Genomic DNA, 17,055 nt, shown 5'->3' with positions numbered 1-17,055 from the left:
GTGTCCCCGACCCCCGCGCGGGGCCGGCCGGCCGATACGATCGGCGCGTGACGGGAACAGGACGACTGCCGACGGTCCGCGAGGCGGACGTCCGGCGATGGCTGCCGATCGGGCTGCGGACGGCCGCGACCCTGCTGGTGCCGTGGATCGTGGTGCTGGGCCTGTCGGTCCGCCGTTTCGGTGCGCGCAACCTCGCCAACTCCTGGGTCTGGCTGGACGTCATGGAGGTGGCGGCGCTGCTGCTGCTCGCCGCACTGGTGCGCCGCCGGCACCGGGCCACCAGTCCCCTGGCCGCCGCCACCGCCGTCCTGCTGGCGATGGACGCCTACTTCGACATCTGGTCCGCACACCACGGCCGCGACTACCTGCTCGCCCAAGTCCTCGCCTACTGCGCCGAGTTGCCCGGCGCGACGGTCCTCGCCGCGCTCTCCTGGTACGCGCTCCGCTGGGTGGCCCCGGAACCGGTCGCGCCGTAGCGGGCCCCGCCGACCGGCCGGTCACCGGTCGTGTCCGGCCGGACACGGCTCACCGGCTGCGATGGTGCCCGGGGAGTGACCGGGGCAGGCTGAGAAGTGCGCCCCGCGACGGACGGCCGACCGGACCCGTGGCCGCACCGGCCGCGCCGGCCGCACGCAACGCCGCGCACCGAGTCCTTGGAGGTCACCCATGACCGATCCTGCCGCCCGCCCCACGGCCGGCCCGATCGTGGTCGGCACGGACGGTTCGCCCCAGGCCCGGCACGCCGTGACCTTCGCGCTCCGCGAGGCCCGGCTGCGCGCCACCGGCCTGCGGGCCGTCTGTGCGTACGAGTACACCCCCGCCCGGCAGTCCGGCTTCGCATGGACGGTCTCCTCCGGCCCCGACAGCCAGCCCGTCCCCCAGCAGCGCGATCTCGTCATGCAGGCCGTGACCGACTCCGTCCGGGAACTGCAGGAGCAGCTCGGCGAACCGTTCGTGGACGTGGAGATCGTCTGCGAGCCCGGCCGCCCGGCGCAGGTCCTCCTCGAAGCGAGCAAGGACGCCGGCCTGCTGGTGGTCGGCTCCCGGGGATCGGGGGCCTGGGGACGCCTCGCCCTCGGATCGACCAGCACCGAGGTCGTCCACCACGCCCGCCTCCCGGTCGTCGTCGTCCCGGCGGAACACGACACAGCACCCTCCTGAGCGCCGCCGTCCGAGCCGTCGATGCGCCCGTCGGGACGCACCCCGACCGGCCCACATCCCGTGCCGCGCCCGGTGATCGGCGGCCAGGTCGCGGCAACCCGCGGACGAGGCCTTCGGGGTGCGCACCTGCGCCCCGGAGTCGGCGCTGACGAGGCCGAGGAGCCGGTGGTGGCGCTCGGCCCGACGAACAGGCCGTCACCCCCGCCGGGAAACCGGGGCGCGGTCGAGCAGGGTGCACTCGACTCCGACGGTCAGGGTGGCACGCCTCGGAGCCCTCTGCCTCCCGGTGTCCTGCGGACCCGGGTCGCCCGGCCGGCCGGCCCGTCCGGGAAGCCGCGCACGTCGCGACACCGCCGGCGCGCCGCCCGACCCGGCGCCCCGCAGTCGGCTCCGGCTTCGGCAGCCGCCCGGGTCGAACCCCCGGTGACACTGCGTGAGGCCGTCGGGAGGCCCCCCTCCGGTTGACAGGACTCTCGACGGCGCAGCTACTTTGGGTACGGAGGAATTCACGTGCTGTGATCACCTCTGCCCGTCACCCACCGCGAGGACCCGAGCGTGACCTCGGCCCCGCCCGTCCCCCCGAATCGCCCACCTCCGCCGCACCCACCCGCGCGCCTTCGCCGGCATCGTCGACGACAGGCCGAGGAGCCACCGGCCGAAGCGCCGGGACATCCCGTACGGCCGGGGTTCAGGCGTGGACCGGACGACGGCAAGGCCCGCGGGCTGAGGTTCGCCTGCTACGGCGCCTCACCGGAGCAGCGGTTCGAGCTGGTCCGACTGCACGGGCCGACCCCCGAGTCCACCGTCCGGGACCCGAAGCCCCGCACGTCCCCAACGGCTTCGACAAGGCCGTCGGCCTCGCCCGAACGGCCGGGACCGGGCGCGCGGACGGCACCTTCGACCACCACGCCGCGACCCCTCGCCGAGGGCGAGCGCCTCCCCCGACAAGCCGGTCGGTCCCTGACCGCCGGGCATCCCCGAGGAGACACCATGGAGAACCCCGTCATCGAAGGCACGGCCGGTGAGCGCGCCCGCTGGCAGACCTGCCGCCGGCTTGCGCGCGAGCTGTTACTGGTCGGTCCGGACGACAAGGACCTGAAGCTCCGCTACCTCGACGTTCTGATCAAGGACGGCATTCCGGAGACCGACGAGCCCAAGGACGTGCTGATCATCGGCGCGGGCATCGCGGGCCTGGTCGCCGGCAAGCTGCTGAAGGACGCCGGACACAACGTCACCATTCTGGAGGCCAACGCCAGCCGGGTCGGCGGGCGGATCAAGACCTTCCGGTCCACCGGCGACGCGGTCGACGGACCCTTCCGCGACCCGGAGCAGTACGCCGAGGCCGGGGCCATGCGGCTGCCCGGCTTCCACCCGCTCACCCTCGCGCTGGTCGACAGCCTGGGCCTGCGACGGCAGCTGTTCTTCAACGTCGACGTCGATCCGGACACCGGCAACCAGAACGCGCCCGTCCCACCGGTGGTCTACGAGTCGTTCGAACCCGGCAAGGTCTGGAAGTACGGCGCGGACAGCCCGGACTTCCGCGAACCGGTCAAACGCTTCAACTCCTGGATCCGCAGCAACCGGGTCCAGGCCCGCCGCAAGGAGTACGCCGCCGATCCGAGCTGCGTCAACGAGAGCTTCCACCTCACCGGCGACGAGGTGCGGATCACCGCCGCCGACATGGTCAACCAGGCCCTGGAGCCGGTCCGCGACTACTACTCGGTGATCAGGGACGGCAAGCGGGTGAACAAGCCGTTCGCCGAGTGGCTGGACGGCTGGGCCCGGGTGATCCGCGACTTCGACGGATACTCGATGGGCCGCTTCCTGCGCGAGTACGCGGGCCTCAGCGACGAGGCGATCGAGGCGATCGGCACGATCGAGAACATGACCTCGCGGCTGCACCTGGCCTTCTTCCACACCTTCCTGGGCCGCAGCGACATCAACCCGAACGCCACGTACTGGGAGATCGTGGGCGGCAGCTCGAAGCTGCCCGACGCGCTCGCCGAGGAGCTGCGGGAGGAGCTGCGGATGGGCGAGCGAATGATCCGGATGGAGTACTGGGACCCGCGCCGGGACGGCGGGGGAGCCCGGAGCGTCGGCCCGGTCGGGCCGCAGGTCGCCGTCGAGACCGTCCCCGAGGACGACCCGGAGGCCGAACCCACCGTCTGGAAGGGCGACTTCGCGATCGTCACGGTCCCGTTCTCCGCGCTGCGGTTCGTCCAGGTGACGCCGCCGTTCTCCTACAAGAAGCGCCGGGCGATCATCGAGACCCACTACGACCAGGCCACCAAGGTGCTGCTGGAGTTCTCCCGCCGGTGGTGGGAGTTCACCGAGGCGGACTGGAAGGTCGAACTCGACTCCATCGCACCCGGCCTGTACGAGTACTACCAGCGGGCGGGCGAGGACGACGCCGAGGCGGCCGTGGCCGCCGCCCAGAACGGCCACCGCCCCCCGCGGGACCTGCCCGAGGTGCTGCTCGGCGCGCACCCGAGCGTGGACGAGCGCCGGATCAGCCGGGCCCAGCGGGAGGTGTACCGGCACACCCCGCTGCTCCGGGCGAGCGTGCGCCCCGCCACCGACTGCTTCGGCGGAGGCTCGACCACCGACAACCCGAACCGCTTCATGTACTACCCCTCGCACCCGGTGCCCGACGGCGACGGCGGCGGGGTGGTGCTGGCGAGCTACAGCTGGTCGGACGACGCTGTGCGCTGGGACTCCATGGAGGACCACGAGCGGTACGTCTACGCGCTGCGCAACCTCCAGTCGGTGCAAGGTCGGCGGATCGAGGTGTTCTACACCGGCTACGGGAAGACCCAGAGCTGGCTGCGCGACCCGTACGCCTTCGGCGAGGCGGCGGTGTACACCCCGCACCAGATGACCAGCTTCCACCTCGACGTGGTGAAGCCGGAGGGCCCGGTGCACTTCGCCGGCGAGCACGTCTCGCTGAAGCACGCCTGGATCGAGGGCGCGGTGGAGACCGCCGTCCGGGCGGCCGTCGCCGTGCACGAGGCACCGGCGCCGCCGGCCCCGGCGGAACCGGAGATCCGGCCCGAGGTCCGGCTGCGGCGGGAGAGCCGGCGGGAGGCACTGCGCGGATGAGCGGCGACGGCGAATGGACGGTGGCCCGCTACCTGGCCACCAGGCTCGAACAGTTGGGCATCCGGCACCTGTTCGGGGTGCCCGGGGACTTCCTCGGCCCGTTCCTGACGATCATGCAGGCCACCACGGCCGTGCGCTGGGTCGGCACCCCGACCGAGATGGGCGGCGGCTACGCCGCGGATGCCTACGCCCGGGTGCGGGCCGCCGACGCCGACCCGGACGGTCGCGCGCAGGGCGTCGGAGCCGTGGCGGTGACCTACGGGGTGGGTGCGTTCAGCCTCCTCAACACCATCGGCGGCGCCTACGTCGAGGACGTGCCACTGATCGCGATCAACGCGGCGCCGTCCTACGAACAGTGGCTCAACCAGCAGGCGGTCGGCCTGCTCACCTCGCACATGAGCCCGCGCCGGGAGAGCAACCTGGAGGTCTACCGGCAGGTCACGGTGGACGCACAGGTGCTCTCCAACCCGGGACTCGCCCCCTCGCAGATCGACAGCGCGATCACCGCGTGCCTGACCGAGCGCAAGCCGGTCTACCTGGAGGTCATGGAGGACCTCTGGCACGCGCCGTGCGAGCCTCCGCAGGGTGAGCTCCGCGCCCACGAGCGGCCGTTCACCCGGCGCAACGAGGAGATGCTGGAGAAGGCCGTCACGGCAGCGGTGGAGCTGATCGGCAAGTTCGGCACACCGATCGTCTGGGCCGGTGAGGAACTCGTCCGCCGGCGGCTGGAGAACGAGCTGCTGGAGTTCGTGCAGACCACCCGGATGCAGTTCTGCACCACGGTCGGCGCGAAGTCCGTGGTGTCCGAACGGCACCCGCTGTTCGCCGGCGTCTACAACGGCAGGGCGAGCCTGCCGGAGATCCGGACGACCTTCAAGAACGCCGGGTGCCGGATCGGCCTGGGGATCTGGTCCACCTCCAAGAACCTCGGCGGCGAGCAGTCGATCGGCGACGACTGGATCGTCGCGGCCCGCGACGGCGTCAGCGTCGGTGCCGGATACTTCCCCGATGTCCAACTCGGCCGGTTCATCACGGCGTTGCGCGACGCGCTGGCTGGACGGACCTTCCCCGCCGACCACTTCGCGCTGGCGCACGCGGCAGGCCTGGACGTCCCGGCCAGCACGGCCGAGTTCCTGGACTCGCTGAGCACCGACCGGTACCCGCCCGAACTGACCTACGACAGCTTCTTCCAGCACATCAACTTCTTCCTGGAGCACCGGGCCACCGGTGGCGACCCACAGGCCCCCTCGCCGTTCACGGTGGTCTCGGACGCGGCGTTCGCGCTGCTGGGCTCGATGAACCTGCGGATCACCGAGCGGGCCGGCTTCCTCGCGCAGAACAGCTGGCTGTCCATCGGCTACTCCGTCGGCGCGGCCACGGGCGTGGCGCTGGGACGGCAGCAGCCGATGAAGCGCCCGCTCGTGTTCGTCGGGGACGGCTCGTTCCAGGAGATCTGCCAGGAGCTGTCCACCCACGTGCGTCACCATCTGAGGCCGGTGGTCTTCGTCCTGGACAACGAGGGCTTCTACGGCATCGAGCAGATGCTGGTCAGCCCCTGCTACTACAAGGAGAAGCCGTCCAACGGGGCCGACTTCTACAACGTGCTGCACCCGTGGCGCTACGAGAAGCTGGCCGAGGTCTTCGGCACGGACAAGGACCGGATGCACGGGTTCGAGCTCACCACCCACGCCGAGCTCGACTCGCTCCTGCGGGACCTCGCCGATCCCGGCAACGACCTCAACCACGCGCCGATCCTGGCGCGCGTCCGGCTCAGCCGGCACGACTACCCGAAGGCGCTCCAGTACAAGATCGACGAGAGGTGCACGTAGCCGCCCGAATCCACCGGCCCCCGTCCCCGACGGGGGCCGGTGCGTGCCGGACGGTGCGGTGGCCCTCCGCCCGTCGGACAGCACGGCGTCCTGCCCGCCGCACCCGTGTCCGTGTCACCCGAGCCAGTGCTGCAGCTCCAGTGCGAGGCCGATCTGCAGCCCGCGTCCGGGACGCGGCCTGGGCAGCAGGGCGTCGGCGCGGGCGATGCGGTTGAGGACCGTGTTGCGGTGGGTGTACAGCCGGCGCGCGGCGCGGCCGGCGTTGCAGTCCTCCTGAAGGTAGACGCGCAGCGTCCGGGCGAGTTCGGGGGACGCGTCGGCCAGCCCACCGAGCGTGGCGGCGACGAACTCGCGTGCCTGGTCCTCGTCGTGCGCCGCCATGGCGACAACCTGGACGTCCTCGTAGGCGGTGAGACGGGGCGGCTGGTGCATCCGGAACGTCAGCCGCTGGGCGGTCAGCGCCTGCTGGTGGCTGAGCCGGAAACCGGTGGGACCGTCACCCGGCATCCCGGCGGCCGCACGGGCGTTGCTGCCCGTGGCGGCGAGCGCCTCGGCGAGGACCTCGGTGTCCACCCGCCCGGGAACCGCGATCCAGGCCCACAGCACCGAGATTCCCGCGGCGACGGTGAGGGGCCGCCGTGCTCCGGCCGCCTCGGCGATCGCATCGGCCGCGGACTCCAGCTCGCCCTGCTCCGCCACGCCGGGCGCGTGCCACAGCACCAGGGCCAGATGACGCCGGCGCAGGTCGTAGCCGAGGCGCGCACTCGCCCGTTCCTCGCCGATCGGCGCGCCCTGCAGCAGGAGGTTGACGGTCTCCAGCCGCCGGGCCGGCATGCCGCCGACGAGCTGGTCGCGTTCGTGCTCCACGTGCTTCTGGACGCCGGCCAGGGTGCGGTCCACGAACCGGGACATGGAGCGGGCCGCCAGGTCGAGGGAGGCTGCCAGCACCTCCGGTGGGGCCGGCTCGGCGAGCGCGGCACGCATCCAGTACCGCCACAGCAGGTTGTGCCCGCGCCAGTAGCCCTGGACCAGATGGCGCTCGTCGACGCCGCGTCGGACCATGTCGCGCGCCACGTCCAGGATCTGCGCCGTCAGGTCGGCGGGAACCGGGCGGCCGGGACGGAGTCGGTTGGCGCGTACCCAGCGCCCGACGGTGTCCCGGTTGCTCGCGGCGATCTCCTGGGCCATGACCGGGTCGGCCGGCGCCTCCGGCGTGTCGGGGGCCAACTGCTGGCCGATCTCGGCGAGCAGCTCGTCCAACGTGCCCTGCATCCGCTCCGCGGTCGCCCGGATGTGTTCCGCCACATCGGGCGCGGGCGCCGCCCAGCCGTCCTTCATGGTCACAGGCTAGCCCGAACCACGTTGGGCAGGTTGCACACCCATGGACCGATGTCTTGTGCGGATGCACCTGGCCACGCGCGGGCCCGCACCCTAGGTTGAGCGCGTCGCAGGACAGAACCGCAGCTCAGGGCCGCCGGAAACCGCCGTCGGCCGCCTCGCGCGGCCCCGCGGCGAAGACCACCGGCGGCCGCCCGGACACCCGGGCGCAGAGGAGGGACAGGCAGTGCAGCGCTCCGTCTACACCGAGGACCACGAGAACTTCCGGGAGATGATCCGGGACTTCATCGCCCACGAGGTCGTACCCCACTACGACGCCTGGGAGGCCGCCGGCCACGCGCCGCGCGAGTTTTACCACAAGCTCGGCGACCTGGGGGTCTTCGGCATCGAGGTCCCGGAGGAGTACGGCGGCTCGGGTGTCGGCGGCTTCAAGTACCAGGCCGTGGTGGTCGAGGAGCTGATGCGCGCGGGCGTGTCCTTCGGCGGCTCCGGCGTGCACACCGGTCTGGTGCTGCCGTACCTGCTCGAGTTCGCCGATGACGAGCAGAAGAAGCGCTGGCTGCCCGACTTCGTCTCCGGGCGGATGATGACGGCGATCGCGATGACGGAGCCCGGCACCGGCTCGGACCTGGCCGGCATCCGCACCACCGCGGTGCTGTCCGAGGACGGCACCCACTACGTGCTCAACGGCGCGAAGACCTTCATCACCGGCGGTGTCCTCGCCGACCTGATGCTGGTGGTCTGCCGCACCTCTGCGGCCCCGGCGGACGACCGCCGCGGCGGCCTGTCCATCCTGTGCGTGGACACCGGCAGCGAGGGCTACGCGGTCGGCCGCAAGCTGGAGAAGATCGGCCTGCGCAGCTCGGACACCGCCGAACTGTCCTTCACCGACGTCAAGGTGCCGGTGGAGAACCTGCTCGGCGAGGAGGGCAGGGCGTTCGCGTACCTCGCCCACAACCTGATTCCCGAGCGTCTCGGCATCGCCGTGTCCGCCGTGTCCGCCGCTGCGGCCGCGATCGACTTCGCGCTCGCCTACACCCGTGACCGCAAGGTCTTCGGGCAGCCCGTCTCGGGCTTCCAGAACACCAAGTTCGTCCTCGCCGAGTGCGCGGCCGAGGTGGCCGCCGCACAGGCCCTCTGCGACCGGGCCCTGGACCTCATCGAGCAGCAGGAACTCACCTCCGCCGACGCCGCCGCCACCAAGCTCTTCTGCACCGAGACGGCGTCGCGGGTCGTCGACAAGTGCCTGCAGCTGCACGGCGGCTACGGCTACATGCTCGAGTACCCCATTGCCCGCCTCTACACGGACAACCGCGTCTTCCGCATCTACGGCGGCACCAGCGAGGTCATGAAGACGGTCATCGCCAAGTCCATGGGCCTGTGACCGCAGCGGGCCCACCCGCGGCCGGGACTACGCCGGGTCGGCGCCGAGCATGCGGAGGACGAGGTCGGCGTACTGCTGCCCCAGGGCCCGCGGCGAGGTGCGCATGCGGTCCTCGTACCAGCGTGCGACGTCGATGCCGAGCGAGAGCACGGCGCGGCCGGCGGCCTGCACGTCGCGGACCTCGAACACACCGGCCTCGATCCCCTCGCGCACGAGTCCCTGCGTGAGGTGCTCGATCCTGCGCCGCAGGTCCACCACGGTGCGGTAGTCGTCCTCGGGCAGGGACTTCAGCTCGTACGCCACGACCCGGGCCACGGCGTGGCGGCGGGCGTGCCATTCGGTGAACTCCCGGGCCAGCCGGCCCATTCTCACCACCGGGTCACCGGCCCCCGTGACGGCCCGGTCCACCACTGCGAGGATCTGCTCGTGGCCGCTCCGCACGATCTCGAAGAGCAGGGCGGCCTTGGACGGGAAGTGGACGTAGAGCGCCGCCGAGCTCATCCCCGCCGCCGCGGAGATGTCGCGCGTGGTGGTGGCGTGGTAGCCCTGCCGGGCGAAGCACTCGAGGCCGGCCGCCATCAGCCGGCGGGCGGTCTCCGGTTGGACGTCGGGCCACAGCTCGTCCGCGGGAGCAGCCGGGGTGGACGCAGATCTTCCCTCGCTCCGACGCATGCGCCGACCCTATCAACCGCGCCGCGGAAACTACCGGCCAGTAATACTTACTAAGCGCTTGCTTAGCACCGATGGGGGTCATAGCCTCCGTCACACGCTCACACCGCAGGCGACCGCCCACGCCCCTCTCCACTGCCGCCTCCGGGACCGCCGACTGCCGCCCCCGCCCACCCGGGCCGCACAGCACCCATCCCCTCGGGAGTGCCCTCATGAGCTTCAACCTCGCGACCATGCTCCGGGAGTCGCGTCAGGCCCGTCCGGACAAGCCGATGTGCCACTTCGCGGACACGTCCTTCAGCTACGCGCAGGTCGACGAGATCTCCGGCCGCGTCGCGAACGGCCTTCGCGCCCTCGGACTGGAGCGCGGCGACAAGGTCGCCGTCCACCTGCCCAACGTGCCGCAGTTCCTGTTCACGTACTTCGGGATCCTCAAGGCGGGACTGACGATGGTCCCGCTCAACCCGCTGCTCCGCGCCCCCGAGATCGCCTACCACCTCGACGACTCCGACGCGAAGCTGCTGGTGACCTTCGAGTCGTTCGCCGACGAGGCGCTCAGGGGCGCACAGCAGGTGGCGGGCGTCACGACGTACGTCGTCACCTCGCCGAGCGGCGCAGGGCTGCCGGCGGGCACGGTCCACTACGACGAGCTCTGCTCCGGTGAGGACACCGGCGAGATCGAGCCGACCGATGCGGACGACACCGCCGCGCTGCTCTACACCTCGGGCACCACCGGCCGGCCGAAGGGCGCCGAACTCACCCACTTCCAGCTCTACATGAACTGCACCGTCGCCGGAGAACTGTTCGGCTTCCGCGAGGACGACATCGCCGTGGCGGTGCTGCCGCTGTTCCACGTCTTCGGGCTGTCGAGCGTGCTGAACGCCTGCGTGCGGTACGGCGGCACGATGGTCCTCGTGCCCCGGTTCGAGCAGGAGTCGGTGCTCGACGCCGTCGAGCGACACGGCTGCACGGTCTTCTCCGGCGTGCCCACCATGTACGTCGCCCTCCTGTCGGCCGACACCTCCGGCCGGGAGCTGGGCTCGCTGCGGGTCGGAGTCTCCGGCGGAGCCGCGATCCCCGGTGAAGTGATCCGCACCTTCGAGGAGAAGTTCCCGGGCGTCGTGGTCCTGGAGGGCTACGGGCTGTCGGAGACGGCGAGCACCACGACGTTCAACACCAGCGCCGAGGCCCGGAAGGTGCTCTCGATCGGCAGGCCCATCTGGGGCGTTCAGGTACGGGTGGTCGACGAGAACGACGAGGAGCTGCCACCGGGGCCCGACCACGTCGGCGAGATCGTCGTCCGCGGCCACAACGTCATGAAGGGCTACTACAAGAGGCCCGAAGCCACCGCCGAGGCGTTCAGGAACGGATGGTTCCACACCGGCGACCTCGCCTACGCCGACGAGGACGGATACCTGTTCGTCGTCGACCGCAAGAAGGACCTGATCATCCGCGGCGGCTACAACGTCTACCCGCGCGAGGTGGAGGAGGTCCTGTTCACGCACCCGGCAGTGGCCGAGGCGGCCGTCGTCGGCAGGCCCCACGAGAGGCTCGGCGAGGACGTCCTGGCCTACGTCGCGCTCAAGCCCGGCGCGTCGGCCACACCGGAGGAGATCGCCGCCTACTGCAAGGACAGGGTCGCCGCATACAAGTACCCGCGCGAGGTGCGCCTGGTCGACGCACTGCCCAAGGGACCGACCGGGAAGATCCTCAAGAAGGCACTCCGCGCGGGGTCGTGAACCACCCGTCGCTCCGCCGCGGTCGATCCGTGCCGCGGCGGAGCTGCGGCACGCCCTCGTGCCGCGAGAACGCTTCTCGGCGGTCGCGGCCACTGCCGCGGCCGGCGGCCCGGCGTGTGACGCGGTCCACACCGGGCCGCCGAATCGGGCCGGTTGACGCCCGTGTCGCACTGCTGCAGCCTGAAGAGCTAAGCAAGCGCTTAGTAAGTGACGAAGGGAAAGCCATGCCCGAAGCCGTCATCGTTGCCACTGCCCGCTCGCCGATCGGCCGGGCCTTCAAGGGCTCGCTGAAGGAACTGCGCCCCGACGACCTCACCGTCCGGATGGTCCGGGCCGCCCTCGACAAGGTGCCCCAGCTCGACCCGGGGACGATCGACGACCTGGTGCTCGGCTGCGGCCAGCCGGCCGGCGAGTCCGGCTTCAACATGGCGCGCGTCGTCGCCGTCCTCGCCGGACTGGACTCCGTCCCCGGCACCACGGTGAACCGCTACTGCTCGTCCAGCCTGCAGAGCACCCGGATGGCACTGCACGCGATCAGGGCGGGCGAGGGCGATGTGTTCATATCCGCCGGTGTGGAGACCGTCAGCCGCTACACCCAGGGCAACGCGGACGGTCTGCCCGGCACCAGGAACCCGCTCTTCGCCGAGGCGGAGGCCCGCACCGAGCAGTTCGCCGCCGGCGGCCGGGCGTGGGTGGACCCGCGCACACAGGGCCTGCTCCCGGACGCGTACATCGCGATGGGCCACACGGCCGAGAACGTCGCCCAGTTGAAGGGCATCAGCCGCGCGGAACAGGACGCCTTCGGCGTGCGCAGCCAGAACCTGGCCGAGAAGGCGATCGCCGACGGCTTCTGGGAGCGCGACATCACCCCGGTGACCCTGCCCGACGGCAGCCTGGTGACCGAGGACGACGGGCCACGGGCCGGGGTCACCCTCGACACGGTCTCCCAGCTGCAGCCCGTCTTCCGCCCCGACGGCACCGTCACCGCCGCCAACTGCTGCCCCCTGAACGACGGCGCCGCCGCCCTCGTCGTCATGTCGGACACCCGGGCGAGGGAGCTCGGCATCACCCCGCTGGCGCGGATCGTGAGCACGGGCGTCTCGGCGCTGTCCCCGGAGATCATGGGCCTGGGGCCGGTCGAGGCCTCGAAGCAGGCCCTGGCGCGTGCCGGCCTGACCATCGGCGACATCGACCTGGTCGAGATCAACGAGGCGTTCGCCGCCCAGGTCATCCCGTCGGCGCGCGACCTCGGTGTGCCGGAGGACAGGCTCAACGTGAACGGCGGCGCCATCGCCGTAGGCCACCCGTTCGGCATGACCGGCGCCCGGATCACCAGCACCCTCATCAACTCGCTGCAGTGGCACGACAAGCAGTTCGGCCTGGAGACCATGTGCGTCGGTGGCGGCCAGGGCATGGCGATGGTGCTGGAGCGGCTCTCGTGACCACCGTGGAGGCCGTGGTCCTCGACTACGGCGGCGTCCTCACCGGCCCGGTCCGGAACTCGATCGCGGCATGGCTGCAGGCCGACGGCATCCGGCCGGAGTCCTTCTCCCGGACGCTCAGGGCCTGGCTGTCCCGCGACGCCGAGGACGGCACCCCCGTCCACCGGCTCGAGACCGGCGAGCTGACGATCGAGGAGTTCGACGCACTGCTCGCCGCCGAACTGGTCACGGTCCACGGCGCGCCGGTCGAGCCGGCCGGCGTCCTCGCCCGCCTGTTCGCCGGGATGCGGCCCGACCCGGCGATGTTCGGGTTGGCCGGTGAGCTGCGCGACCTCGGGATCCGGGTGGCCCTGCTGTCCAACAGCTGGGGCAACACCTACCCGCGCGAGCGGATCGACCCGCTCTTCGATCCCGTCGTGATCTCCGGAGAGGTCGGCCTGCGCAAACCGCTGGCCCCGATCTACCGGCTCACCCTGGACCTGCTCGGAGTGCCGCCCGAGCGGGCGCTGTTCGTCGACGACGCCGAGCCGAACGTGCTCGGCGCCCGCGCGGTCGGCATGCAGGCGTTGCTCCACACCGACGCCGGCACCACCCGGGCCGCGCTCGCCGACCTGGTCCCCGGCCTGTCCCGACGGCCGCTCCCGGCCCCTGCCACCAACCCCCATGACTCGAAGCGGAGTTGACACAATGAACACCACTCGTACCGCCGTCGTCACCGGAGCGGCCCGCGGCATCGGAGCAGCCGTCGCGAAGCGGCTCGCGGCCGACGGCCTGTCCGTCGCGGTCATCGACCTGGACGAGGAGGCCTGCAAGCCGGTCGTCGAGGAGATCGAGGCCGCCGGGGGCCGGGCGCTGGCCGTCGGCGTGGACGTGGCGGACGAGCCGGGCGTGCAGGGCGCCGTGGACCGGATCGCCAGGGAGCTGGGCGCGCCCACCGTGCTGGTCAACAACGCCGGCATCACCCGCGACAACCTGCTGTTCAAGATGACCGCCGACGACTGGGACGCGGTCATGAACGTGCACCTGCGCGGCTCGTTCCTGATGACCCGCGCCGTCCAGGGCCACATGACCGAGGCCGGCTGGGGCCGAATCGTCAACCTTTCGAGCACCTCCGCACTGGGCAACCGCGGCCAGGCCAACTACTCCGCGGCCAAGGCCGGGATCCAGGGCCTCACCAAGACGCTCGCCATCGAGCTCGGGAGGTTCGGCGTCACGGCCAACGCGATCGCCCCCGGGTTCATCGAGACCGAGATGACGGCCGAGACCGCGCGCCGGATCGGCATGACCTTCGACGAGTTCAAGGCGGCCGCAGCGATGCAGATCCCGGTCGCCCGTACCGGCAGGCCCGAGGACATCGCGCACGCGGTGTCTTTCTTCGCCGGCGAGGGCGCCGGGTTCGTCTCGGGCCAGGTCCTCTACGTCGCCGGCGGGCCGCAGGACTGAGCAGAGAACGAGGAGAGAGCACATGAAGACCTTCCACGGCATCGAACAGCTCGCGCAGGCGGCCGGCACCCACCTCGGGTACTCCGACTGGCACACCGTCACCCAGCAGCAGATCGACACCTTCGCGGAGGCGACCGGCGACCACCAGTGGATCCACGTCGACCCCGCGAAGGCGGCGCAGGGTCCGTTCGGCTCCACCATCGCGCACGGCTATCTGACACTGTCCCTGGTGCCGATGCTGGTCTGGCAGGTGTACCGGGTCGAGGGGCTGAGCATGGGCGTCAACTACGGGGCCGACAAGCTCCGTTTCCCGTCCCCCGTCCCGGTGGGCTCCAACGTGCGCGCCGGGGTGGAGCTGTTGTCGGTGGTGCCCGGCGGCGGTGGCCACCAGGCGACGGCGAGGGTGACCGTCGAGGTGGAGGGCGGCGACAAGCCGGCCTGCGTCGTGGAGACCGTCAGCGTCCTGGTGCCCTGATCGCCCCGACCGCAGACGGCCACGGAGACCGACGCGCTGGTCACCGACCGGCCAGCCACGTCGGTGGGCCGTCTACAGCAGCCCGTGCAGGCGGTGCTCGGACCCGTCCGTACGCCGGACGGCGACGACGGCCGCGTCGTCGCCGAGCCGCCCACCGGCGTGAGCCAGCAGGTCACGGCGGATGTGGTTGACCAGCGCCTCCGGCGTGCTGCCGGCCCACCGGGCGACCCGGTCCGCGAACGGGTAGAACGCACCGGAACGGTCACGGGCTTCGACCACGCCGTCGGTGTAGAGCAGGAGCGTGTCCCCGATCTCGAAGGGGAACGCGTCGTCCGGGTAGTCGGCGGCCGCCAGGACACCGAGGCCCAGGGGCGGCGCGCTACCGCCGCCGTCGAGTCCGATCACGCGGCCGTGGCGCAGCAGCAGCGGTGGCGGGTGTCCGCAGTTGGTCATGCGGGCCACCGGGGCGTCGTCGGGGATGTCCAGGAACAGCGCGGTGACGAAGTGCTCGGCGATCTCCCCGCCGGTCTGGGCGAAGTCGAGCAGGTACCGGCTGACGTTGTGGTCCAGTGTCCGGGCGAGGTCGGGCAGCGTGGCGTGCTCGGCGGCGACGAGCCGGAAGACGCTGAGCAACAGGGCGGACTCCCCGACGGCGGCCAGGCCCTTCCCCCGGACGTCCCCGACGATCATCCGCGCCCCGCCGTCCGTACGGGTCGCCGTGTAGAGGTCACCGCCGATCTGCGCCTCGTGCTCGGCGGCCAGGTACACGGTCGCGATCTGCAGCGGGCCGATCCGCTCGGGAATCGGGCGCAGCAGAGCGCGCTGGGCGGCCTCGGCCACCGACTGGGCGCGGGCGAGCTGCCGGTCGCGGCGCTCCCGTACCACCGCGAAGACCACGATCATCAGGGACAGTGCGGCGAGTGCGGCGAGCTGCGCCGGGTGGTAGCCGGTGGTCAGGCCGCCGCGCAGGACGGCGATGAGGACACCGGCGGCGACGGTGAGCACGGCGACGGCGGCGGTCACCCGTGGCCCGGCGAAGGACGGGGTCAGTGCGGGGGCGATCACGAGCAGCGGTCCCAGACGGACCGAGTCGGGCGACCGGGTGATCACCACGACGAGCACCACGAGGAGACCGACGGGCACCAGCACCAGGGCCGGGACCCGACCCCACGGCCTCTCGCCGCCCGAGCGCCGTTCGACGTCCATGCCCTCAAGAATGCGCCGCGCCCGGGGGCCGGAGCATCCGGTACGTACGGGCTTCGCGGCAGGCCGCCCGTACGGCGTACACCACGACGGGCTGCCGACGGCCCCGGTCAGCGGCCGTTCCGCTCGGCCCCGCTCCCGCCCACGGCTCTCCCGGTACTCGGCGATCAGGTCGCGGCACCGGGCGCAGGACGGCTCCCGGGTGCGCCGCCGAGACGCCGGGCGGCACGTCGGGCAGCTCGGACCGACGGCAAACGGGTGTTACCGACACGGATCCACCGGCCGTTCACCGTGCGCAGCGGCCCGACTCCACCATGATGGTGACGATCGAGGCAAAAAGGGCGAGGAGAGTGCTGAACCGATGACCGCTGGGACGGAAACGGCAGAGGTGAGTGCGCAGCCACGGGGACGGGGCAGAGTTCTCGTGCAGTGGCTCACCACCACGGACCACAAGAAGATCGGGACGCTCTACCTGGGGACGTCGTTCGCCTTCTTCCTGGTCGCGGGTGTGATGGCCCTGGTGATGCGCGCCGAACTCGCCCGCCCCGGCAATCAGATCGTCTCGAACGAGCAGTTCAACCAGCTGTTCACGCTGCACGGCGGCGCGATGCTGCTGATGTTCGCGACCCCGCTGTTCGCGGGCTTCGCCAACTGGTTCATGCCGCTGCAGATCGGCGCCCCGGACGTGGCCTTCCCCCGGCTGAACATGTTCGCCTACTGGCTCTACCTGTTCGGCTCACTGATCGTCGTCGCCAGCCTGCTCACCCCGCAGGGCGCGCCCGACTTCGGCTGGTTCTCCTACCCGCCGCTCTCCGACCAGGTGCACTCCCCGAACATCGGCGGGGACATGTGGATCATGGGGCTGACCTTCTCCGGCTTCGGCACCATCCTCGGCTCGGTCAACTTCATCACCACCATCATCTGCATGCGGGCCCCCGGCATGACGATGTTCCGGATGTCGATCTTCGTCTGGAACGTGCTGCTGACCGGCGTGCTGGTGCTGCTGGCCTTCCCGGTGCTCGCCGCGACCTTCCTCGCGCTGGAGGCGGACCGCAAGTTCGGGGCGCACGTCTTCGACGCGGCCAACGGCGGCGCCATCCTCTATCAGCACCTCTTCTGGTTCTTCGGCCACCCCGAGGTCTACATCATCGCGCTGCCGTTCTTCGGCATCGTCTCGGAGATCGTCCCGGTCTTCAGCCGCAAGCCGATGTTCGGCTACTCCGGCCTGATCGCGGCCACCATCGCGATCGCCGGTCTGTCCGTGACGGTGTGG

14 protein-coding genes are annotated in these 17,055 nt (G+C 71.5%); 11 read left to right on the top strand and 3 right to left on the bottom strand.

Annotated features, from left to right (window positions below; translation table 11 throughout):
* Positions 1–47 precede the first annotated feature (47 nt).
* From IE98_RS45445 to IE98_RS0137285, 4 genes are all read left to right on the top strand, one after another.
* The gene (locus IE98_RS45445) at positions 48–476 is read left to right on the top strand and encodes a hypothetical protein (RefSeq protein WP_052391477.1); all 429 of its coding nucleotides are present in this window, start codon (positions 48–50) and stop codon (positions 474–476) included.
* 190 nt (positions 477–666) lie between these two features.
* Positions 667–1,161 (top strand): universal stress protein, encoded by a 495-nt coding sequence (locus IE98_RS0137300; protein WP_043176032.1) that lies wholly within the window; start codon positions 667–669, stop codon positions 1,159–1,161.
* 990 nt (positions 1,162–2,151) lie between these two features.
* Positions 2,152–4,260 carry a flavin monoamine oxidase family protein gene (locus tag IE98_RS0137290; RefSeq protein WP_078661614.1) on the top strand — a complete coding sequence of 703 codons (2,109 nt, stop codon included), beginning with the start codon at positions 2,152–2,154 and terminating at the stop codon, positions 4,258–4,260.
* Positions 4,257–6,089: an alpha-keto acid decarboxylase family protein gene (locus IE98_RS0137285; RefSeq protein WP_030276555.1), complete on the top strand. Its 1,833-nt coding sequence runs from the start codon at positions 4,257–4,259 to the stop codon at positions 6,087–6,089. The genes IE98_RS0137290 and IE98_RS0137285 overlap by 4 nt, the downstream gene beginning before the upstream one ends.
* Before the next feature lie 114 nt (positions 6,090–6,203).
* Here IE98_RS0137285 and IE98_RS0137280 read toward each other — a convergent pair whose 3' ends face one another.
* The gene (locus IE98_RS0137280) at positions 6,204–7,427 is read right to left on the bottom strand and encodes a PucR family transcriptional regulator (protein ID WP_030276554.1); all 1,224 of its coding nucleotides are present in this window, start codon (positions 7,425–7,427) and stop codon (positions 6,204–6,206) included.
* A gap of 226 nt (positions 7,428–7,653) precedes the next feature.
* On the opposite strand from IE98_RS0137280, the gene IE98_RS0137275 reads away from it, so the two are divergent.
* Positions 7,654–8,811 (top strand): acyl-CoA dehydrogenase family protein, encoded by a 1,158-nt coding sequence (locus IE98_RS0137275; protein WP_030276552.1) that lies wholly within the window; start codon positions 7,654–7,656, stop codon positions 8,809–8,811.
* A gap of 27 nt (positions 8,812–8,838) precedes the next feature.
* Here IE98_RS0137275 and IE98_RS0137270 read toward each other — a convergent pair whose 3' ends face one another.
* Entirely contained in the window at positions 8,839–9,483 is a 645-nt protein-coding gene (locus IE98_RS0137270) for a TetR/AcrR family transcriptional regulator (protein ID WP_052391476.1), read from the bottom strand.
* Positions 9,484–9,692: 209 nt separating this feature from the next.
* Between IE98_RS0137270 and IE98_RS0137265 the strand changes: the two genes are divergently transcribed.
* From IE98_RS0137265 to IE98_RS0137245, 5 genes are all read left to right on the top strand, one after another.
* Positions 9,693–11,219, top strand: coding sequence for a long-chain-fatty-acid--CoA ligase (locus tag IE98_RS0137265; RefSeq protein WP_030276548.1), 1,527 nt, complete (start codon positions 9,693–9,695; stop codon positions 11,217–11,219).
* 224 nt (positions 11,220–11,443) lie between these two features.
* Entirely contained in the window at positions 11,444–12,661 is a 1,218-nt protein-coding gene (locus IE98_RS0137260) for an acetyl-CoA C-acetyltransferase (protein ID WP_030276547.1), read from the top strand.
* The gene (locus IE98_RS0137255) at positions 12,658–13,344 is read left to right on the top strand and encodes an HAD family hydrolase (protein ID WP_106976817.1); all 687 of its coding nucleotides are present in this window, start codon (positions 12,658–12,660) and stop codon (positions 13,342–13,344) included. Before IE98_RS0137260 ends, IE98_RS0137255 begins: the two co-directional genes overlap by 4 nt.
* A gap of 4 nt (positions 13,345–13,348) precedes the next feature.
* Positions 13,349–14,104: a 3-oxoacyl-ACP reductase FabG gene (gene fabG / locus IE98_RS0137250; RefSeq protein ID WP_030276545.1), complete on the top strand. Its 756-nt coding sequence runs from the start codon at positions 13,349–13,351 to the stop codon at positions 14,102–14,104.
* 22 nt (positions 14,105–14,126) lie between these two features.
* The gene (locus IE98_RS0137245) at positions 14,127–14,579 is read left to right on the top strand and encodes a MaoC family dehydratase (protein WP_030276544.1); all 453 of its coding nucleotides are present in this window, start codon (positions 14,127–14,129) and stop codon (positions 14,577–14,579) included.
* Between the two features lie 72 nt (positions 14,580–14,651).
* Here the strand turns inward: IE98_RS0137245 and IE98_RS0137240 are convergent, their stop codons facing one another.
* The gene (locus IE98_RS0137240; RefSeq protein ID WP_030276543.1) at positions 14,652–15,785 is read right to left on the bottom strand and encodes a PP2C family protein-serine/threonine phosphatase; all 1,134 of its coding nucleotides are present in this window, start codon (positions 15,783–15,785) and stop codon (positions 14,652–14,654) included.
* 358 nt (positions 15,786–16,143) lie between these two features.
* Between IE98_RS0137240 and IE98_RS0137235 the strand changes: the two genes are divergently transcribed.
* Positions 16,144–17,055, top strand: a 912-nt coding sequence (locus tag IE98_RS0137235; RefSeq protein WP_043176034.1) for a cbb3-type cytochrome c oxidase subunit I, incomplete at its 3' end; no start/stop codon positions are given.

This window comes from Streptomyces sp. NRRL B-24484 (genome assembly GCF_000717715.1).
Lineage (GTDB): Bacteria > Actinomycetota > Actinomycetes > Streptomycetales > Streptomycetaceae > Kitasatospora.
Note: the sequence above shows the minus strand (reverse complement) of the source record. Positions and strands in the feature narration are given on the sequence as shown.